Source organism: Bradyrhizobium sp. HKCCYLS3070 (assembly GCF_051167575.1).
In the GTDB taxonomy this organism is placed as follows: domain Bacteria; phylum Pseudomonadota; class Alphaproteobacteria; order Rhizobiales; family Xanthobacteraceae; genus Bradyrhizobium.
In genome coordinates, this window is sequence record NZ_JBNPTI010000004.1 from 408,363 (window position 1) to 428,828 (window position 20,466).

Genomic DNA, 20,466 nt, shown 5'->3' on the forward strand with positions numbered 1-20,466 from the left:
CGGTTAGGACTCCCGGCAAACATCTCACCGGGAGGATCGACCTTGGCCGCACCGCAATGGACGTTCGCAACCGCCGTCGACACGGCGAAGGCGTTGGCAGATCGTGAGATCTCGTCGGTCGAGCTGACCAAGCTCGCCATCGACCGCATCGAACGTCATGACCCCGAGATCAACGCCGTCTGCGTGCGCGATTTCGAGCGCGCGCTCGCTGCCGCCGACGCCGCCGACGCCGCGCTGGCGCGCGGCGAACGGCGGCCCCTGCTCGGCCTTCCGCTCACGGTGAAGGAATCCTACAACGTCGCCGGCCTGCCGACGACCTGGGGTTTTCCGCAGCACAGGGATTTCATCGCGGCCGAGGATGCGCTGACGGTGACGCGCGTGAAGGATGCCGGCGGCATCGTGCTCGGCAAGACCAACGTGCCGCTCGGGCTCGGCGACTGGCAGAGCTACAACGACATCTACGGCACCACCAACAATCCCTACGATCTCGGCCGCACGCCGGGCGGTTCGTCAGGCGGATCGGCCGCGGCCCTCGCGGCGGGCTACGGCTCGCTGTCGCTCGGCTCCGATATCGGCGGCTCGCTCCGGGTGCCGGCGTTTCATTGCGGCGTCACCGCGCACAAGCCGAGCTACGGCCTGGTGGCCTCGCGCGGCCATACGCCGCCGCCGTTTCAGCCGCTGCCGGGCGAGGCCGACCTCGCCGTCGTCGGCCCGATGGCGCGCTCGGCCGCCGATCTGTCGCTGCTGCTCGATGTGATCGCAGGCCCCGACCCGCTCGAGGCCGGCAAGGCATATCGCCTCGACCTGCCGCCGCCGCGCCACGGTCGCCTGCAGGATTTCCGCGTGCTGGTGGTCGCGAGCGATCCGCTGCTGCCGACCGACAGCGCCGTGCGCGGCGCGATCGAGCGGCTGACGGCCGACCTCGCACGGGTCGGCGTGAGCGTCACGACGGACAGCCCGCTGCTGCCGGACTTCGCCGCATCGAGCCGGCTCTACATGCGCATGCTGCTCGGCTTCATCGGCGCCACCATGCCGGCGGAGGTCCACGCCGGCGCCAGTCACGCGGCCGCGCAATTGCCGAAGGAGGCAGCGAGCCTCGCGGCCGAGCGGCTGCGCGGCATCGCGCTCAGCCATCGCGACTGGGTGCAGGCCGGCGGGGCGCGGGCGCGGCTGCGCGCGCAATGGCGAACGCTGTTCGAGCAATTCGATGCCGTGATCTGCCCGATCATGCCAACGCCGGCCTATCCGCACGACCATTCGCCCGACCAGGAGCAGCGCCGCATCAGCATCGACGGCGTCGAGCATTGCTACACCGATCAGCTCGCCTGGCCGGGCATCGCCACCTTGCCCGGACTGCCCGCCACCGCGATTCCGCTTGGACTCGCCGACGGCCTGCCGGTCGGGGTGCAGATCGTCGGCCCGTTCCTCGAGGACCGCACGCCGCTCAAGCTCGCCGACCTGATCGAGCGCGAATTCGGCGGCTTCGTCCCGCCGCCGCGGTTCGCGAACTAGTTCGCGATCGGGCTTATTCAACAACGCCTCGCCAAATTCCGCCGTCGTCCTACATCGTCATGGCCGGGCTTGACCCGGCCATCCATCTTGCAGAGAGGCTGGATGCCCGGGTCAGGCCCGGGCATGACGGGTAACTAATAGGCAGACCCGCCGAACCTCATCACCTGCCTCACACCCGACCACCCACCTCACGCATCGAACATGATCACGCTGCGCAGCGTCTTGCCTGCCTTCATGTTGGCAAAGCCCTCGTTGATCTCCGACAGCTTCAGCTTGGTGGAGATCCAGTCCTCCAGATGCAGCTTGCCGCGCAGATAGAACTCGACGAGGCGGGGCATGTCGACGCGGAAGTGGTTCGAGCCCATCGACGAGCCCTGGATGCGGCGCTCGCGCAGGAAGTCGAAGCCGTGCAGCTCGATCTTCTGGCCGAACGGGATCATGCCGACGATGGTCGCGGTGCCGCCCGGCGCCAGCATCGCGAACGCCTGCTCGGCGGTCTCCTTGCGCCCGAGCACCTCGAAGGCGTGGTGCACGCCGCCCTTGGTGAGCTCGCGCACCTGGGCCACGACGTCGCCCTCAGTGGGATTGATGATGTCAGTCGCGCCCAGTTTCGTCGCAAGCTGCAGCTTGGCCGGATTGGTGTCGATGGCGATGATGCGGCCCGCGCCCGCGATCTCGGCGCCGTTGATCGCAGCCATGCCGACGCCGCCGCAGCCGATCACGGCCACCGTCTCGCCGGCCTGCACCCGCGCCGTGTTGACGACCGCGCCATAGCCGGTGATGACGCCGCAGCCGATCAGCGCCGCGAGATCGAGCGGCATGTCCGGGCGGATCTTCACGATCGCGTTCTCGTGCACCAGCATCTGCTCGGCGAAGGACGAGAGGTTGAGGAACTGGTGCAGCTTCTCGCTTCGTCCCCATGACAGCCGGTTGGAGGCGCCGGGCGGCATCTTCACCGTCGTATCGGTGCACAACACCGGGCGGCCCGTGGTGCAGTTGTCGCAGGTGCCGCAGAACACGGACAAGCACGTGACGACGTGATCGCCCGGCTTCACATAGGTCACGTCGGCGCCGACCTGCTCGACGATCCCAGCCGATTCATGGCCGAGCACGGCGGGCAGCGGATGCGGATACAGGCCTTCGATGAAGTGCAGGTCGGAATGGCAGAGACCGGCAACCGCCGTGCGGATCAGCACTTCCCGCGGCCCCGGCTTGGGCACACTGATGTCCTCGATCACCAGCGGCTTGTTGACCTCCATCAGCACGGCGGCTTTCATTGGCGTTCTCCCGATCTTGTTTGTTGTTGGTCGCGGCAAGCCTACGCCGCTGACAGCAGTTCGCCAACCTCCTCCATGTCAGCGGTACGTTCGCCGAGCAGCAGTGTCGCGATGGCATCATCCATCCTATTTTCCGCGAGCCGGAACGGATCGGACGGCGTCAGCCGGTGCGCGACGATGAGCTTCGCCAGCAACAGCCTGCGCGCGTCGCCGCGCATCGCGTGGATGCGCCCGCTTTCCCAAGTCGTCGAGACGGCGCTTGCCACGTGATACAGCAGGCTGGTGGCGCGGCGCGCTTCGGACTCGTTGTCGGCGCGTCCCGCGACCTCGCGCGCAAAGCCCACGGCACGATCCACGAGTCGATGCAGCTGATCGCGCCAGGCCTGCGGCACGACGGCGCTGTCGTCGAGCCGCGCATGCAGGTCGGCTGCCAGCGCGGCCTCCGCACCGTGCCGGCCCACGGCGCGCTTCAGCGCATCGAGCGCGACGATGTTGCCGGTGCCTTCCCAGATCGAGCCGAGATGGGCGTCGCGCAGCAGCCGCGCGGTCACGAACTCCTCGACATAGCCGATCCCGCCGCGCATCTCCAACGCATCGCCGCAGACCTTGCGCGCGTCGCGCGTGGCGCGGAATTTCAATGTCGGCGTCAGAATGCGCAGCAGCGCCGCGGCATCCTGGCTGCCGGCCTCGGCACGGTCGAGCGCGTCGGCGGTGAGGAAGCTCAGCGACAGCGCCTGCTCGGTCGCGAGCAGGATCTTCAGCAGTTGCCGCCGGCCGAGCGGCAGGTCGACGATGCGTTTTCCGAACACCACGCGGTTGCGCGCGACCGTAATTGCGTCGTGCCAGGCCCGCCGCATCAGCGCCGTCGACTTGACGCCGTTGGAGAGACGCGACGAGTTGACCATCTCGGCCATCTGCACGAAGCCGCGATCGAGCCTCCCGACCGCATAGGCGACGGCGCCCTCCAGCTTGATCTCGCCCGAGGCCATCGAGCGCGTTCCGAGCTTGTCCTTCAGGCGCACGATCCGATAGTGGTTCTGGCTGCCGTCATCGAGGAAGCGCGGCATCAGGAACAGGCCGACGCCGCGCGTTCCCGCTTCGGCACCTTGCGGCCGCGCCAACAGCATCACGACTTTCGCATCGGCATTGGAGCAGAACCATTTCTCGCCATGCAGGCGCCAATGGTCGCCCTCCGGGACGGCGACCGTCGTCAACGTGCCGACATCGGAGCCGCCCTCCTTCTCGGTCATGAACTGGCCGCCCTGGGTCAGCTTTCTCATGTCGGTCTGCGTCAGGCCATCGAGGTACTTGGCCTTGAGCCCGTCGCTGCCGAAGCTCGCCAGCAGCTTGGCGCATCCGTCGGTGACGTTGATCGGACAGCCCAGCCCGAACTCCGCCTGGTTGAACAGGAAGGTGAAGGCGTGCTTGGCCGTGACCGGATACTTGGTCGGCCAGCCGAGAATGCCCTTCCGGATCGACATCGCGTGAATGCCGAACTCGCCAAAGGCGGCGCGCTCGAGCTCGCGATAGGCCGGATGGTACTCGACCCACTGCACGTCGCGGCCGAAGCGGTCGCGCTGGTGCAGCACAGGGCCATGGCGGTCAGCCAAGCGGGCGCATTCGTCGAGATAGGAGCCGGCGAGCTCGCCGAGACGGTCGAGATGCGGCACGAGGTGCCGAAACAGCGCTTCGGGCAGATGGATGCGCAGGAGATCGGCGAGCGCGGGGTCGGCGCGATAGAAGTTCAGCCCGGTGGTATCGGGCGCCAGCAGCTCCGGCCTTGCGCCGCCGGTCATCACGTCATCGCGCCTCAGGAACTGATGCATGATCGTTAAGCCCTCGTTCGTTTCCGCAAGTCTCTGATGGACTCTTCGACAGGTTGCGCCTGATCGGATACACAACAGGCAGCGGCGTGCGCCGAACCGGGAGCAGATCCATGACCAATCAGCCGACGGAGGTTTATCGCATCTTCGGGGCGGAGATGTCGCCCTATTCGGTCAAGGTGCGATCGTATCTGCGTTACAAGGGCATCCCGCATCACTGGATATTGCGCAATGCGGAAAGCGAGGCGGAGTTCGCGCGGCACGCCAAGCTGCCGATCATTCCGCTGGTGGTCGCCCCCGACGAGGTGCCGATGCAGGACTCGACGCCGATCATCGACGCACTGGAGCTCGACTTTCCGCAACCCACGATTCATCCCGGCGACGCGCTGACGAGCTTCATCTCGGCCTTGATCGAGGAGTTCGGGGACGAGTGGGGCAACAAGTGGATGTTCCATTATCGCTGGGCGCGCGATCTCGACCAGCGCGCCTCGGCCGGACGCATCGCCCGCATCCGCACCCCCAGGGCGGACGAGGCCGAGTTGGGCGAGCTGGCCGAGAAGATCCGCGCGCGCATGGTCGAGCGGCTGTGGTATGTCGGCTCCAACGAGATCAACGCGCCGCAGATCGAGCAGGGCTTTGCCGAAATGCTCGACCTGCTCGAACGGCATCTCTCGGTCAGGCCATATCTGTTCGGCCACCGTCCGGCCTACGGCGATTTCGGACTGTGGGGCCAGCTCTACGAGCTGTGGACCGATCCGACGGCCGGCGCCCTGATCGAAGGCCGCGCGCCGCATGTGCTGGCCTGGATCCACCGCATGCTATGGCCGCGCGCCGAAGGTGAGTTCGAGCTGTGGCCGGAACTATCACTGACCTTGATGCCGATCCTGACCCGCCAGGTCGGCGCGCTGTTCATGCCATGGACGCTCGCCAACGAGCAGGCGCTGGCCGAGAACCGCAGCGTCTTCCGCGTCCAGTTCGGCGACTTCACATGGATGCAGAAGCCGCAGAAATATCACGCGCGCTCGCTGGCGATGCTCCGCGGCAAATACGCTTTCCTGCACGATCGCAGCCGGCTCGATGTCGTGCTGGAGGAGATCGGCTGCCTCGCTGGATTGCAGCCGCGTCCCACCTGAGGACGCGCGGCAAAAATGTGGGGACGAGCCGTAGGAAGTCGGCCGCCGGTGCACTAGCTTGATGTCTGCGGACGCTTTGGCCCAAGGACATGCCCATGGACATCCCTGCCTACAAGATCGCCCTCATCGTCGGTGCCGGCGAGGGGCTCTCGGCCTCGCTGGCGAGGCTGTTCGCGCGCGAGAAGATCCGCGTGGCGCTTGCCGCCCGCAAGATCGAGAAGCTCGGCGCGCTCTGCAACGAAACCGGCGCCCGCGCCTACCCCTGCGATGCGACCAATCCGGAGGAGGTCGAGCGGCTGTTCGGCATCGTCGAGCGCGAGATCGGCGCGCCTGATCTCGTGGTCTACAATGCCAGCGCGCGGGCGCGCGGAGCGCTCACCGATCTCGTGCCGGCCGACGTGCAGCAGTCGATTGCCGTCAGCGCCTTCGGCGGCTTCCTGGTGGCGCAGCAGGCGGCACAGCGCATGCTGCCGAACAAGCACGGCGCCATCCTGTTCACCGGCGCCTCCGCCAGCGTGAAGGGCTACGCCCAGTCGGCGCCGTTCGCGATGGGCAAGTTCGCGCTGCGCGGCCTCGCCCAGAGCATGGCGCGCGAACTGTCGCCGCAGGGCATCCACGTCGCGCATTTCGTCATCGACGGCGCGATCAAGAGCGCAGAGCGTCAGGAAGCCGCGGAGCGCCCGAATTCGATGCTCGATCCGGATGCCATCGCCGCAAGTTATTGGAGCGTGCTGCAGCAGCCACGGAGTGCCTGGAGCTGGGAGATGGAGCTGCGGCCGTGGGTGGAGACGTTTTGAGAAGTTGATGTTCCGTATGACGTGGGCAAAGACGCACCACGATCACCGTCATTGCGAGCGAAGCGAAGAATCCAGGGCGGAGCAAGGACTCTGGATTGCTTCGCTTGCGCTCGCAATGACGCGGATCGGTGGTCGCCTCATAGCAACTGTGATCGCCCGGCTCGACCGGGCGATCCAGTACACGCAACTGACAGCTGGTGACACGGTGAGGCCGCGGCGTACGGGATGCCCCGCCTTCGCAGGCATGACGTCATTTGATCTCGGACGTGGCGACTTGCGGCGCGCGACCGACCACGCGCAAATCTGGCCCCACTGAATGAGTCACCACTCCGCTTAGACCCTTCTCGAACCGCACCAGGGTCCAATCGTCCGCATGCGGCTTGATCGTGAAACCGGCCTTGCGGGCCAATGCAATCATTACGTCGTTGGTACGCAGCGCATCGCCCGAGAGGGTCACGCCACCCAACGCGAGCGCGCGTCCTTCCAGATTCGCGATGAGCGCCGGGCCGATGCCGTGGCCTTGCCAGCGGTCATGGACCGACAGGCCAAACTCGACACGACCGACGCCGCGATCGAATGCGTAGCGCGCCTCGGCCACGATGGCTTCGACACCTTCATGGTCCATCGTCGCGATCAGGCTGTAGCGGTCGTTGCGGCCGAGCGCGACGAAATCCTCGAGCACCGCCTTTGGCAGCTCGTTGAGTGCGCCGAGGAAACGCTTGTGGCGCGAGCGTTGGCTCAAGGACCGGACATAGCTCTGCAGCGCCTCGGCGTCGTCAGATGTGACGAAGCGCAGGCGCACCTCCTCGCCACGCCGCGTGTGAATGATGTTGGAGCCGGCAGCGAGATCGGCAATGGCGGGCGTCGGCATGCGCGGCTCCAACCGGGAAGCTTGCCGGCGCCCTCCTTTGCGGAGCGGCACCGGCGCGGCGGGATGAGTAAGGGGGATCAACCCCGCCAGAACGGCTTGTCGATCTCGGCGGCGATATCGCTGCGGGACAGACCGAGGTCGTGCAGGTCGCGCTCCGACCATTGCGCCAGCTCGTGCCGCGTGCGGTAGCGGAAGCGCCAGGCGGCGAGCAGCTCCACGACGCCGGACCAGAACCCCGGGCCATGATGTTTCGTCATTGACGAGGAGACGTAGATGGACATGAAGGCCTCCTGAAAATTCCTTGAGGCTGCAATATCGAGCGCTTGCGCTTCATCCACAAACGACATTTACTACCGTTTCGGATGAAATAACGTCATGAACCGGGGAGGCCGTGAATGGCCCGACTGCCGTCGCTGAATGGATTGCGGGCGTTCGAGGCTGCGGCGCGGCATCTGAGCTTCACCCGCGCGGCCTCCGAGCTGAACGTGACGCAGACCGCAATCAGCCATCAGATCAAGCGCTTGGAGGACGAGCTCGGGCTGCGCCTCTTCGTCCGCCAGAACCGTAGCCTGGCGCTGACGCCGCAGGCCCGCGACTATCTCCCGCTGGTGCGCGCCGCGTTCGACGATCTCCGGCTGGCAACGGAACGGCTGGTCCGCAAGGACAACGCCAAGGTGCTGACGGTTTCCACCATCGCCTCGCTGGCCGCCAAATGGCTGCTGCCGCGGCTGACGGCCTTTCAGGAGGCCCATCCCGGCATCGACGTGCGGATCACGACGTCGACCGGCCTGGTCGATTTTCGCAAGGACGACGTCGACGCCGCGATCCGCTATGGCCGTGGCCATTGGCCGGGCGTGCGGGCGGAGTGGCTGATGGCCGACGAGCTGTTTCCGGTGTGCAGCCCGGCGCTGCTGCAGGGCGACAAGCCACTACGCTGTCCGGAGGACCTCGCACATCACACGCTGCTGCAGGTCAGCGGCGGCTATGACGACGACTGGCGGCTATGGCTGACCGCGGCGGGTCTGCCGGTGGAGATGTCGAGGCAGGGTCGGCTGAGCTTCGACCTGTCGCTGATGACCGTTCAGGCCGCGATCGACGGGCTCGGCGTCGCGATCGGGCGTACGGCCTACGTCCAGGACGACATCGCCAAGGGCCGGCTGGTGGTGCCGTTCAAGATGACGCTGCCGAGCGATGCCGGGTTCTATCTGGTGACGCCGGAGGGCCGGACCGATCCGCCGAAGCTGAAGGCGTTCCGGCAATGGCTGAAGGGTGCAATGCAGCAGAAGTCGGCCGCCGGCAATTCTGTTCAGGCCTAGGGCGCCTTGAGCGCAAAGCTATTGGCCGCCAGGGCTTGGCGTGGCAGATTGTCGCACCTTTCCCCTCGGCCGGCGTAGAAATCCTCCGCACGAGCCTCTCGACGGTAGGAGTTTCCCCGCGTGTCCTCAACGTCAATCCCGCAGCCGGCTACGATCCATTCGCGCATCGGCGCGATCCTGCGCGCCACCAGCGGCAATTTCCTCGAGCAGTTCGACTTCTTCCTGTTCGGCTTCTACGCCCCGATCATCGCCAAGGCGTTCTTCCCATCGGAGAACGAGACTGCATCTCTGCTCAATGCCTATGGCGTGTTCTGGCTCGGCGCCCTGATGCGACCGGTCGGCGCCATCGTGCTCGGCGCCTATGTCGACAAGATCGGCCGGCGCCAGGGCCTGATCGTGACGCTCGGCATCATGGCGATCGGCACGATCGTCATCGCATTCTGCCCGACCTATGCGACGATCGGCATCGCGGCCCCGATCATCGTGCTGCTCGGGCGGCTGTTGCAGGGCTTCTCGGCCGGTGTCGAGCTCGGCGGCGTGTCGGTCTATCTGTCCGAGATCTCCACGCCCGGCAATCGCGGCCTCTACACCTCGTTCCAGTCGTCCAGCCAGCAGGTCGCGATCTTCGTCGCGTCGGTCATCGGCTACGTGCTCAACCAGGCCATGCCGGCGGACATGGTGGCCGCCTGGGGCTGGCGCATTCCCTTCTTCATCGGCTGCCTGATCATTCCGCTGATCTTTTTCCTGCGCCGCACGCTGGAGGAGACGCCGGCCTTCCTCGCGATGAAGAAGCACCCGACCGCGCGCGAAGTATTCGCCTCGGCGCTGGAGAACTGGCGCATCGTGATCCTCGGCATGATGATCGCGGTGCTGACCACGACGATGTTCTACTTCATCACCGTCTACGGTCCCGGTTTCGGCAAGGAACTGAAGCTGTCGGCGGCGGATTCACTGCTCGTCACTTTGCTGGTCGCCGTGACCAACTTCTTATGGAATCCGGTCGGCGGCGCGGTGTCGGATCGGATCGGACGCAAGCCGGTGCTGGTGACCATCGCGGCTCTGGCGTTGCTGACCGCCTATCCCGCCTTGCACTGGCTCGCGGCGGCGCCGAGCTTCGGCAAGCTGCTCGCGGTCGAAATGCTGTTCTCCTTCTATTTCGGCGTCTATAGCGGCACCATGCTGGGCTGCCTGGTCGAGATCGTGCCTGCGCATGTCCGCACCACCTGCTTCTCGATCGCCTTTGCGCTGGCGGCTGGGCTGTTCGGCACCGCGACGCCGGCGGTATCGACCTGGCTCATCAACAAGACCGGCGACAAGGCCTCGCCCGGCTACTGGCTGATGTGCGCCGCCGTGCTCGGTATCATCGCAGCGATGACCGTCTATCGCGGCGGCCGCCAGGCCGTCGCGGCGCGCGAGCCGATCATTGCGTGATCGCTGCGAGGGGCAGCGCCTTCCTTGGCGCGCGCTTTCGGCGCATGATGGTGGGGAATGAACAGCAGCCGGCAGCGGCGGGTGTCGACGCTGCCGAAGGATGACCGCCATGCAGCACCTCATCGCTGTCGCCGAGAAGGTCGCGGCGCGGCTGATCGCCAAAAAGCAGACCATTGCCGTTGCGGAATCCTCCGCCGGCGGCCTGATCGCGGCGGCGCTGCTCGCGGTGCCCGGCGCATCCGCCTATTTCCTCGGCGGCGCCGTGGTCTATACGCGCGACGCCCGCCGCGTGCTGATGGACATTCCGGACGAGGCGATGAAGGGCATCCGCTCGGCGTCGGAGCCTTATGCGGAGCTGCTGGCGCGGCAGATCAGGACGCGCTTTGCGACTGATTGGGGAGTGTCGGAGACCGGTGCCGCGGGTCCTGCCGGCAATCGCTATGGCGACGCGGCGGGACATGCGTGCTTCGCTGTTGCGGGGCCCGCGACCGCAGTCGTCACTCTGGAGAGCGGCCACAGCGACCGTTTTGCCAACATGCAGCTGTTCGCGAAGAGCGCGCTGGAGCTGTTACTCAAGAAACTCGACGAATAAACCGCTGTCGTCCCGGGCAAGCCCGATGACGCGCAGCGTCGGCGGGCGCCGACCCGGGACCCAAACTCCGCAGCAGAAATGGGGCGCGACGCGAGACGTCACGAGCATCTCGCGCCACGACTGCTCCCTGTGGTTATGGATCCCCGCGTTCGCGGGGATGACAGCGAGATTGGAGCGCTGCCCGCGGTCTCCGCAGGGACGGCAGCCGGGCCCCTCACTTCTCCCGGAACGCACGCATCAGCTGGTCGTGCAGCGGCTTCATCAGGTAGGAAATGACAGTGCGGTCGCCGGTCTGCACGAATGCCTCGACCGGCATGCCCGGAATCAGCTTGACGTCGCCGAGCCTCGCGATCTCCTCGGGCGGCATCGAGACGCGGATGGTGTAATAGCTCTGGCCGGTGCGCTGGTCGGTGGTGACGTCGGGCGAGACGCGGCTGACGACGCCGTTCAGCTCCGGCGTGGTGCGCTGGTTGAAGGCGGACAGCCGCAGCAACGTCTTCTGGCCAACCTGCAGCTTGTCGATGTCCTGCGGATTGACCTTGGCCTCGACCTGGAGATCGTCGCTCTGCGGCACGATCAGCATGATGGTGTCGCCGGCGGTGATGACGCCGCCGACGGTATGGACGCTCGACTGCAGCACCATGCCGTCCTGCGGCGCGCGGATGTCGACGCGGCGAAGCTGGTCCTCGGCGGTGACCTTGCGCTCGACGAACTCGCCGATCTTGTCGGTGGTCTCGCGCAGATCCTTGGACACCTCGCTGACCATGTCCTTGTCGACCTGGATGATCTGCAGCTCGGTCTCGCTGATCTTGCCCTTGGCCTGGGCACGCGCGGCGATGAATTGCGCGCGCTCGCCGTTGAGGCGGGCGGCGTCGCGCTCCAAGGTGGTCAGGCGCGACAGCTGCACCAGATGCTGCTCATAGAGCTGGCGCACGCCGTCGAGCTCCTTCTGGACCAGCGCGATCTCCTGGTCCTTGGCGCTGACCTGCGCCGCGAGTCCCTCGATCTCCTCGTTCAGTTGGGTGACACGCTCGCGCAATTGCGCTTTCTGGCCGATCCGGCCGTTGACACGGACCTCGAACAGCTTGGTCTCGCTCGCCGTCAGGCTCTTGACCTCGGGATCGCTGATGCGCTGCAGTAACTGCGGCGGAAACAGGATCTTGGCCCAGCCGCGCTGCTCGGCCTCCAGCCGGGCGGCGCGCGCCTGCAGCGCATCGAGGTTCTTGGTGACGATGGCGAGACTTGCCTTGGTCACGGTGTCGTCGAGCCGCACCACGATGTCGCCGGACTTGACGACGTCGCCGTCGCGCGCCCGAAGCTCGCCGACCACGCCGCCGGTCGGATGCTGCACCTTCTTGACGTTGGATTCGACCACGATCTGGCCGGGCGCGATCAACGCGCCGGAAATCTGCTGCGTCGCGGCCCAGCCGCCAAGCCCGCCGGCGACCGCAACGACGACGCCCATGCCGATCAGCAGGTGGCGGCGGATCGACTCGCGCACGCTCTCCGTCTTGCGGCCGCCAGGAAGTGGACCGGCAACGACCTGACTGCTCATGGCTTTGCCACTCCGGCTTCCGAGACGATCTTGATCGGCGACGGCGCACGCGGCTGCAGCACCTGCGCCAGCACCGTCTCCTTCGGACCGAACGCCTGGGCACGGCCGTCCTTCATGACCAGCACCTGGTCGACCGCCTCGATGCCGATCGGCCGGTGCGCGACGACGACCACGATCGCGCCGCGCGCCCGCGCTGAGCGCACCGCGCGTGACAGCGCCTCGTCGCCTTCGGTATCGAGATTGGAGTTGGGCTCGTCGAGCACGATCAGGAACGGATTGCCATAGAGCGCGCGCGCCAGCGCCACGCGCTGCGCCTGGCCTGCCGACAGCGCGGCACCCTGCTCGCCGATCTCTGTGTCATAGCCGTCGCGCATCTTGATGATCATGTCGTGCACGCCGGCTTCCTTGGCGGCGGCGATGATGCCGTCGGCGGAGGCCTGCGGATCGAAACGGCAGATGTTCTGCGCGACGGAGCCTGCGAACAATTCGACATCCTGCGGCAGATAGCCGATGTGACGGCCGAGCTCGTCCGTCGACCATTGGTCGAGCGCCGCACCATCGAGCCGGACATGGCCGCGCACCGGACGCCAGACACCGACCAGCGCCCGCACCAGCGACGACTTGCCCGACGCGCTCGGACCGATGATGCCGAGGCCATTGCCGGCCGACAACGCGAAGCTCACGTCCTGCACGATCGCCTTCTGGTCCCCCGGCGCGACGATCGAGATGGCCTCGACCGAGAGCTTGCCGACCGGCGGCTGCAGCAGGGTCGGCGCCGGTCGCTGCGGCATCGTCTGCAACAGATGGCTGAGACGGCGCCAGCTCTGGCGCGCGGCAACGAAGCTCTTCCAATGTGCGATCGCGAGATCGACGGGCGCCAGCGCCCGCGCGCTCAGGATCGAGCCGGCGATGATGATGCCCGCGGTCGCCTCCTGATGGATCACGAGATAGGCGCCGACCGCGAGCACCGCGGACTGCAGCATCATGCGCAGCACCTTGGCGATGGCGCCGAGGCCGCCGGCGACGTCGCTGGCGCGCTGGTTGCCGGCGAGATATTTTTCGTTGGTCTCGCTCCAGCGCGACAGCATGCGCCCGGTCATGCCCATCGCGACCAGGACCTCGGCGTTGCGGCGACTTGAGGTGGCGAGATCGTTGCGGCGGGCGGCGAGCCCCATCGCCTCCTTGGCCGGCGTGCGGGTGAGGAATTCGGTGATCAGCGTCAGGGCGACGAGGATGATGGCGCCGGCCAGCGCGGTAACGCCGAGCATCACGTGAAAAGCGAAGCAGATCGCCAGATACAGCGGCAGCCACGGCAGATCGAAGAACGCGCCCGGCCCCTGGCTGCCGAGAAAGCTCCTGATGTTATCGAGGTCGCGCAGCGGCTGCAGGCCCTCGTTGCGGCCGCCGGCGGACAGCGGCAGCCGCACCACGGTGTCGAACACCCGCGCGTTCAGGCTCTCGTCCAGCGCGGTGCCGATCCGCCCGAGAATGCGGCTACGGATCATGTCGAGCGCGCCCTGGGCGGCGTAAAGCCCCGCGGCGATGATGATCAGGCCGATCAGCGTCGGCACGGACCGGCTCGGCAGCACCCGATCGTAGACCTCGAGCATGAAGATCGAGCCGGTGAGATACAGCAGGTTGATGATGCAGCTCATCACCCCGACGCCGATGAAGGCGCTACGGCAACCGCGCAAGGCATCGCTGAGCTCGGATTGCCTCACGTGAGGTGCAGCCGCCATCACCACCATCTCTTCAATTGATCAAATGAGCTACGTGGCCGCCGACCAAAAGCACAAACTGGCGGCAAACAAGGCGAAATATACTGATTCCCGCGGTGAGCGTCCAACGATGCTCACTTTAGCGTAAATTAGCTATGTGCTGGGGTATGTCGCGTGGCGCGGTGCAAACGTTCAGCCACGCCGGATCGCAAGTCCTAGAGCCGCCCGCCGGTCCGCACCAGCCGCACCACCAGCAGGAGAATGATGGCGCCGAGCGCGGAATAGACGATTTCCGACACGAGGCCGGTGCCGATCCGGACGCCAAGCCGCGGGAAGATCAGGCTTGCGACCAAGGCGCCGAGCACGCCGATCACGATGTCGCCGACCAGCCCGAAGCCGGTGCCGCGGACGATCTTGCCGGCCAGCCAGCCTGCAACCAGGCCAACGAACAGAATGACCAGGATACCTTCGTTCGATACGTGCATGGCGTGTCCTCATCCAGCGCGGACGATCGGTCCCACGCGTGGCAGCACCTTAGCGAGGCCGTTGCGACGCTTCGACACGCGATGGACGGTTTCGGCCGGTGAGGAGCGCGTTTCGGGCGAACCGTTACGTTGCCGCCACACTTGCCGGCGCCTCGGCCAGGACGCAGCGCGCCAGCCGCTGTGGTCCGAGCGCAATGTTCGGCGGCATCGCCTCCGAGCAGCGCGGCTGCGCCAGGCCGCAGCGCGGTGCGAACGAGCAGCTCCGCGGCGCCCGGTCGAGCGAGGGTGGCGTGCCCGGAATGGTCTGCAGCCGCTCGCCGCGCCTGGCACCATGGATCGTCGAAGCCAGCAGGCCGCGCGCATAGGGGTGCACGGGTTGGCGCACGATTTCGCGCAAGCTGCCCTGCTCCACGATCTCTCCGGCATACATCACGGCGAGGCGGTCGCAGATCTCGATCGCGACGCCGATGTCGTGGGTGACGAAGATGACGGACATGCCGAACTCGCGCTGCAGTTCGCGCAACAGCAGCAGGATCTGGATCTGGACGGTGGCGTCGAGTGCGGTGGTCGGCTCGTCGGCCAGCAGCACTTTCGGCCGGCACGCCAGCGCCAGCGCGATCATCGCGCGCTGGCGCATGCCGCCGGACATCTCGTGCGGATAGGACTCCAGGCGACGCTTCGCCGAGGGAATCCTGACGACGTCGAGCATCTCCAGCGCCCGCGCCTGCGCTTCCGCAAAACTCCTGCCCTCGTGCCGCATGACGGTCTCGGCGATCTGCCGGCCGATGGTGTAGACCGGATCGAGCGCAAGCCCCGGCTCCTGGAAGATCATCGACACGGAGCGGCCGCGAAACTGCGACAGCTCGTCGTCGTTCATCGCCAGCACGTCGCGGCCCAGCACCTTGACACTGCCGGAGATCTGCGTCCGCTTGTTCGGCAACAGCCGCATCAGCGCCCGCATGGTCACGCTCTTGCCCGAGCCGGACTCGCCGAGCAGGCCGAGCACCTCGCCATCGCCGAGCGACAGGCTGACATCGTTCACCGCATGCACGGTGCGCTCGCCGGTGAAGCGGATGGTGAGATTGTCGATCTCGACGAGGTTGGTCATGGGGAGGCTATCTCACCTTGCCGTCAGGAACACCGTGGCCAATTGCGAAGTGAGCTGCGACCCTCCCCTGGAGGGGGAGGGTCGGCTCGCATGAAGCGCAGCGGAATGCGAGACGGGGTGGGGTGACAGCCCCTCCATGGACTTGCTTCCAAGGGGAGAGACCGTCACCCCACCCCGATTGCGCATGAGATGCGCAATCGACCCTCCCCCTCCAGGGGAGGGTGAGACCGTCGGACGGTATGCACAGGTCTCCCTCATGGCAGCGTCGGCACCCTGGCGTGGAAATCAGTCGCGCGCTGGAAGGCGGCGCCGATGGTCAGAATCGTAGCCTCATCGAAGGAGCGGCCGATCAGTTGCATGCCGACAGGAAGCCCCGTCGACGTGAAGCCGGTCGGGATCGCCAGCGACGGCAGGCCGAGATAGTTCACCGGGCGGGTGAAGCGGGTGATGCGCTGGATCACAGCTTCCGCACCCGGCGCGCCGCCGACATCGCTCTCGGCGATCGAGGGCGTCACCAGCGGCGACACCGGCGCGATCACGGCATCGACGCCAGAGGTTGCCGCGACATGCGCCGCCAGCGCCGCACCGCGCCAACGCAGCGCTTCGAGATAGGCGACGCCGGAGACGGCCAGAGCGTTCTGCAGCCGCATCAGCACCTGCGGGCCATAGTCCTGCGGACGCTCGATCATCCAGCGCTTGTGGAAGGCGGCCGCCTCGACCGCTAGCACGAGCTGGCAGGCTGCGGTGAGCTGGCGCTGATCCGGCAGCTCGACCTGAACCACATCGGCGCCCTCGGTCTTCAGCACCGCGATCGTCGCATCGAGACAGCGCGCCACCTCAGGATCGAGGTCGTCGACATAGAACGCCTTGGGCACGCCGATCCTGAGACCCTTGATCGAGGCCTGGGTGGCGGCGACATAGTCCGGCACGGGTGCCGCGCTGGCGGTAGGATCCTCGGAATCGGGACCAGCCATCAGCCCAAGGATCAGCGCACAATCCTCCGCGGTCTGCGCCAGCGGCCCGACCGTGTCGAGCGACTGCGACAGCGGCATCGCACCGGCGCGGCTGACGCGGCCCCAGGTCACCTTCAGGCCGGTGACGCCGCAGAAATTCGCGGGCATGCGGATCGAGCCGCCGGTATCGGAGCCGAGTGCCGCGAAGGTCAGGCGCGCGCCGACCGCCGAGCCGGAGCCGGACGACGAGCCACCGGTGACGTAGCCGAGCTTCCAGGGATTGTGCACCGGACCGTAATGCGCGTTGTGCCCGGTCGGGCCGTAGGCGAATTCGGCCATCTGCAGGGTGCCGAGCCGGATCGAACCGGCATCCTTCAGCCGCTGCAGCGCGGTCGAGGTCGTCGTTGCGACGAAGTCGCGCCGAATCAGCGAGCCGCAGGTCGAGATGTGGCCGGCCTCGTAATACATGTCCTTGTGCGCAAGCGGAACGCCGTGCAGCGGGCCCTTGGGGCCGTCCTTGGCGAGCGCTTCATCGGCCTCGGCGGCGGCCTTCAGCGCCGGCTCGGATTCGATCGCCATGAAGGCGTTCAGCTTCGGCTGCCACTGCGCGATGCGATGCAGGCAGGAGCGCGTCACCTCGACCGAAGAGAGCTTCCTGTCCGCAATCGCCTTCGCGACGTCGGTCAGGGTCATCAAGGCAGGTTCGGTGCTCATCGGCCCACCTTCAGCGTCTGCGCCAGGACGTAGCTCGCCGGCTCCAGGTCGAATGGGAGTGTACCGGCAACCGCGGCGAAGTTGTCGAAGGCCGGTCCGATCGAGTCGGCGATGCGGGTGGCAACCTCCTTGTCGACCGGCAGGCCGGAGGCCTCCGCGATGGCACTGACTTGCTGGGGCGTGGGTCTGGTCATTCCGCTTCTCACTGCTGGTGTCTGCCCGTCAGGCGGCCGGCGCCCGGCTGTGTCCCGAGCCTGGGATCGCCATGTGGCAGGCGGCCTGATGGCCCATTGTATCCAGCTCCGTCAATCTTGGCGCGACATTCGCGCATGGCGCCTCGGCAAATGGACAGCGGGTGTGGAAGCGGCAGCCGGCGGGCGGATCGATCGGGTTGGGTGGATCCCCAGACAGCGGCGGCTCCTCCGTGCGCCTGTCGGGATCGGAGGACGGCATCGCCGCCAGCAGCGCCCGTGTATAGGGATGCGCCGGCCTGGCCCAGACCTCCTCGACCGGACCGAGCTCGACGACCTCGCCGAGATACATCACCAGCACGCGGTCGGAGATGTAGTTGATGACGTTGAGGTCGTGGCTGATGAATAGATACGTCAGGCCGAACTCGCGCTTCAGGTCCATCAGCAGGTTCAGCACCTGCGCCTCGACCGACTTGTCGAGTGCCGACACCGCCTCGTCGAGGATCACCAGCCGCGGCGACAGCGCGAGCGCGCGGGCGATGTTGACGCGCTGGCGCTGGCCACCGGAGATCTCGTGCGGATAACGGTTGGCGAAGGTTTCGGGCCTCAGGCCGACCTTGCCGAGCAGCTCGCGCGCCAGCGCACGCGCCGCAGTGTCGGTCATGCCGTGCACCTTCGGCCCGAATGCAATCGACTCCTCGATCGTCAGCCGCGGATTGAGCGAGGCATAGGAGTCCTGGAACACCATCTGCATGCCGCGCCTGAGCTCGCGCAACGACATCTCGTGGCCGACCTGCCGGCCGTCGAAGATGATCTCGCCGGCATCGCGGTCCATCAGATGCATCAGGAGCCGCGCCGTGGTGGACTTGCCGCAGCCGGACTCGCCGACGATGCCGACCGTCTCGCCCTTGCCGATGACGAACGAGACGTCGTCGACGGCGCGCACCGTCTTGCGCGCGCCGAACAGGCCGCCACGGACCGGGAAGTGTTTCGTCAGGCCATCGACCCGCAGCAGCGGCTGCGCCTTGCCGCCGAGGTCCTCGATCGGCTGCAGTCCGGTGACTTCCGATGCTTCATTCATGCCTCTCAGCTCCGGATGTCCATCGCGCTACGCAGGCCGTCGCTGAGCAGGTTGAAGCAGATGGAGACAGCGAAGATCATCACGCCCGGCAGCGCCGCCACCCAGGGACTGACGTAGATCGCCGTACGCAAGGTGTTCAGCATCAAGCCCCATTCCGGCTCCGGCGGCTTGGTGCCGAGACCAAGGAACGAAAGACCGGCCGCGAGGATCATCGATACCGAGATCAGGCCGGTGGCGTAGACGAAGATCGGCCCCAGCACGTTGCCAAGCATGTGCGCGCGCATGATCGTGAACGCGTTCGCGCCCGAGGCGCGCGCGGCCTCGACGAAATCGCGATTGCGCACGCCCGTCGTGACGCTCTCGGCGACGCGGGTGATCTGCGGCACGAACACGATGGTCAAGGAGACGATGGAGTTGGTGATCCCGGCGCCGAGCGCGCCCGAGATCGCGATCGCCAGCAGCACCGAGGGGAAGGCGTAGAACACGTCGATGGTGCGCATGATCGCGGTGTTGACCCAGCCGCCGACATAGCCGGCGACGAGGCCGAGCATCGTGCCGATGCCGAAGGCGAGGATCACGGGCGAGATGCCGATCAGCAGCGACAGCCGGCCGCCATAGATCAGCCGCGCCAGCATGTCGCGTCCCAGCTCGTCGGTGCCGAGCGGATAGTTCGGCGTGCCGATGTGGCGCAGGCGCCGAATCATCGAGCCCTGATAGGGATCCGCGAGATGCAGATAGGGCGCGAGCAGCGCGGAGAGAAAGATCAGCAGCAGGATCGCGACGCAGACCATGCTGAGCTTGTCGCGGACGATCCGGCGACCGACGGTCGCCCAATAGCCGCGTGCGTTCGCGATCGGCGCGGCCTGCGGCGAGGCGTCGTTGAGGGCGCCGGGGGTACTGACGCTCATCGTTAGCCTCGCTTGATGCGCGGATCGATCGCGGCCTGCGCGATGTCGACCACGAGATTGAGGATGACGAAGAACATCGCCAGCACCAGGATCGTGCCCTGCAAGAGCGGCAGGTCACGCTGGAAGATCGCCGAGTTCAACAGCAGACCCGAGCCGGGCCACGAGAACACAGTCTCGATCAGGATCGATCCGCCCAGCATGTAGCCGAGCTGCAGGCCCATGACCGCCAGGGCGGTCGGCGCGGCATTCTTCAGCACGTGGCGGAACACCTGGGTTTCGCGCAGGCCCTTCGCGCGCAGCGCCTCGACGAAATCCTGGCTGAGGATGTCGCCGGTCAGCGCGCGCACGGTGCGCGTGATGATGCCCATCGGAATCACCGAGGTGGTGATCGCGGGCAGGACCAGGAAGCGGATATGGGCCCAGTCCCACGACCATGCGCCCGAGCCGGACGGACCGGCGCCAACCGCAGGCAGCCAGTTCAGCTCGACCGAGAAGATGATGACGAGCACCATGCCGAGCCAATAGTGCGGCAGCGATACGCCGGCGATCGCAATGGACGTCGCCACCTTGTCGATCCAGCTGTCGCGGAAATAGCCGGCGACGAGGCCGAAGAACAGGCCGAGCGAGAATCCGATGATGGCGGCTGCGATCGCCAGGGTCACGGTGTTGGAGACTGCGCGCAGCACCTCGGCGAGCACGGGACGGCCGGTGGCGATCGAGCTGCCGAGATCGCCATTGACGGCGCGCCACAACCACAGCCCGAACTGCACCGGCAGCGGCTTGTCGAAGCCATAGGCCACGCGCAGCTGCTGTGCCAGCTCCTGCGACGCGTCGGCCGGCAGCACCGCAACGAGCGGATCACCCGGCGTGATGTGAACGAGCATGAAGCAGACGAGCGCGACGCCGATGATGATCGGGATCGCATAGACCATCCGCCTGGCAGCATAAGAGAGCACGAGTCACCTTCATAAGCCTCTCCTCATCGGCGGAGAGTCGCGAGA

19 protein-coding genes are annotated in these 20,466 nt (G+C 66.7%); 6 read left to right on the forward strand and 13 right to left on the reverse strand.

Going from position 1 to position 20,466, the window contains the following annotated elements; genetic code table 11:
- Nucleotides 1–42: 42 nt before the first annotated feature.
- Complete coding sequence (locus ACQR03_RS16955) at nt 43–1,512, forward strand: amidase (RefSeq protein ID WP_434841747.1); 1,470 nt, start codon at nt 43–45, stop codon at nt 1,510–1,512.
- Nucleotides 1,513–1,700: 188 nt separating this feature from the next.
- Here the strand turns inward: ACQR03_RS16955 and ACQR03_RS16960 are convergent, their stop codons facing one another.
- The gene (locus ACQR03_RS16960) at nt 1,701–2,789 is read right to left on the reverse strand and encodes a Zn-dependent alcohol dehydrogenase (protein ID WP_316172696.1); all 1,089 of its coding nucleotides are present in this window, start codon (nt 2,787–2,789) and stop codon (nt 1,701–1,703) included.
- Between the two features lie 41 nt (nt 2,790–2,830).
- Nucleotides 2,831–4,615, reverse strand: a complete 1,785-nt coding sequence (locus ACQR03_RS16965) for an acyl-CoA dehydrogenase family protein (RefSeq protein ID WP_316172697.1) — start codon at nt 4,613–4,615, stop codon at nt 2,831–2,833.
- Between the two features lie 110 nt (nt 4,616–4,725).
- Between ACQR03_RS16965 and ACQR03_RS16970 the strand changes: the two genes are divergently transcribed.
- Both ACQR03_RS16970 and ACQR03_RS16975 read left to right on the forward strand, forming a co-directional pair.
- Nucleotides 4,726–5,745 (forward strand): glutathione S-transferase family protein, encoded by a 1,020-nt coding sequence (locus ACQR03_RS16970; RefSeq protein ID WP_316172698.1) that lies wholly within the window; start codon nt 4,726–4,728, stop codon nt 5,743–5,745.
- Nucleotides 5,746–5,840: 95 nt separating this feature from the next.
- Nucleotides 5,841–6,542: an SDR family NAD(P)-dependent oxidoreductase gene (locus ACQR03_RS16975; protein ID WP_315713724.1), complete on the forward strand. Its 702-nt coding sequence runs from the start codon at nt 5,841–5,843 to the stop codon at nt 6,540–6,542.
- 250 nt (nt 6,543–6,792) lie between these two features.
- Here ACQR03_RS16975 and ACQR03_RS16980 read toward each other — a convergent pair whose 3' ends face one another.
- Both ACQR03_RS16980 and ACQR03_RS16985 read right to left on the reverse strand, forming a co-directional pair.
- Complete coding sequence (locus ACQR03_RS16980; protein WP_316172699.1) at nt 6,793–7,413, reverse strand: GNAT family N-acetyltransferase; 621 nt, start codon at nt 7,411–7,413, stop codon at nt 6,793–6,795.
- A gap of 77 nt (nt 7,414–7,490) precedes the next feature.
- Complete coding sequence (locus ACQR03_RS16985) at nt 7,491–7,694, reverse strand: DUF1127 domain-containing protein (protein ID WP_315713722.1); 204 nt, start codon at nt 7,692–7,694, stop codon at nt 7,491–7,493.
- A gap of 114 nt (nt 7,695–7,808) precedes the next feature.
- Between ACQR03_RS16985 and ACQR03_RS16990 the strand changes: the two genes are divergently transcribed.
- From ACQR03_RS16990 to ACQR03_RS17000, 3 genes are all read left to right on the forward strand, one after another.
- Nucleotides 7,809–8,729 carry a transcriptional regulator GcvA gene (locus ACQR03_RS16990; RefSeq protein ID WP_316172700.1) on the forward strand — a complete coding sequence of 307 codons (921 nt, stop codon included), beginning with the start codon at nt 7,809–7,811 and terminating at the stop codon, nt 8,727–8,729.
- 120 nt (nt 8,730–8,849) lie between these two features.
- Nucleotides 8,850–10,160 carry an MFS transporter gene (locus ACQR03_RS16995; protein ID WP_315713720.1) on the forward strand — a complete coding sequence of 437 codons (1,311 nt, stop codon included), beginning with the start codon at nt 8,850–8,852 and terminating at the stop codon, nt 10,158–10,160.
- Between the two features lie 109 nt (nt 10,161–10,269).
- Entirely contained in the window at nt 10,270–10,752 is a 483-nt protein-coding gene (locus tag ACQR03_RS17000; protein ID WP_315713719.1) for a CinA family protein, read from the forward strand.
- 214 nt (nt 10,753–10,966) lie between these two features.
- Here ACQR03_RS17000 and ACQR03_RS17005 read toward each other — a convergent pair whose 3' ends face one another.
- The 9 genes from ACQR03_RS17005 to ACQR03_RS17045 all read right to left on the reverse strand — a co-directional run bounded on the left by ACQR03_RS17005 (nt 10,967) and on the right by ACQR03_RS17045 (nt 20,421).
- On the reverse strand, nt 10,967–12,307 hold the full coding sequence (locus ACQR03_RS17005; RefSeq protein WP_315825922.1) for an HlyD family type I secretion periplasmic adaptor subunit: 1,341 nt from the start codon (nt 12,305–12,307) through the stop codon (nt 10,967–10,969).
- The gene (locus ACQR03_RS17010; protein WP_316172701.1) at nt 12,304–14,046 is read right to left on the reverse strand and encodes a type I secretion system permease/ATPase; all 1,743 of its coding nucleotides are present in this window, start codon (nt 14,044–14,046) and stop codon (nt 12,304–12,306) included. The genes ACQR03_RS17005 and ACQR03_RS17010 overlap by 4 nt, the downstream gene beginning before the upstream one ends.
- 194 nt (nt 14,047–14,240) lie before the next feature.
- A complete protein-coding gene (locus ACQR03_RS17015) occupies nt 14,241–14,510 on the reverse strand; it encodes a GlsB/YeaQ/YmgE family stress response membrane protein (RefSeq protein ID WP_315713716.1) in 270 nt (89 codons plus the stop codon).
- A 124-nt stretch (nt 14,511–14,634) separates the two neighbouring features.
- Nucleotides 14,635–15,618, reverse strand: a complete 984-nt coding sequence (locus ACQR03_RS17020) for an ABC transporter ATP-binding protein (protein ID WP_316172702.1) — start codon at nt 15,616–15,618, stop codon at nt 14,635–14,637.
- 254 nt (nt 15,619–15,872) lie between these two features.
- Nucleotides 15,873–17,285 carry an amidase gene (locus ACQR03_RS17025; RefSeq protein WP_316172703.1) on the reverse strand — a complete coding sequence of 471 codons (1,413 nt, stop codon included), beginning with the start codon at nt 17,283–17,285 and terminating at the stop codon, nt 15,873–15,875.
- Nucleotides 17,282–17,479, reverse strand: coding sequence for a hypothetical protein (locus tag ACQR03_RS17030; RefSeq protein ID WP_009026147.1), 198 nt, complete (start codon nt 17,477–17,479; stop codon nt 17,282–17,284). Before ACQR03_RS17030 ends, ACQR03_RS17025 begins: the two co-directional genes overlap by 4 nt.
- Before the next feature lie 28 nt (nt 17,480–17,507).
- Entirely contained in the window at nt 17,508–18,557 is a 1,050-nt protein-coding gene (locus ACQR03_RS17035) for an ABC transporter ATP-binding protein (RefSeq protein WP_315825918.1), read from the reverse strand.
- Between the two features lie 5 nt (nt 18,558–18,562).
- Nucleotides 18,563–19,465, reverse strand: coding sequence for an ABC transporter permease (locus ACQR03_RS17040; RefSeq protein WP_316172704.1), 903 nt, complete (start codon nt 19,463–19,465; stop codon nt 18,563–18,565).
- Between the two features lie 2 nt (nt 19,466–19,467).
- Nucleotides 19,468–20,421: an ABC transporter permease gene (locus tag ACQR03_RS17045; protein WP_315713711.1), complete on the reverse strand. Its 954-nt coding sequence runs from the start codon at nt 20,419–20,421 to the stop codon at nt 19,468–19,470.
- Nucleotides 20,422–20,466: the final 45 nt, after the last annotated feature.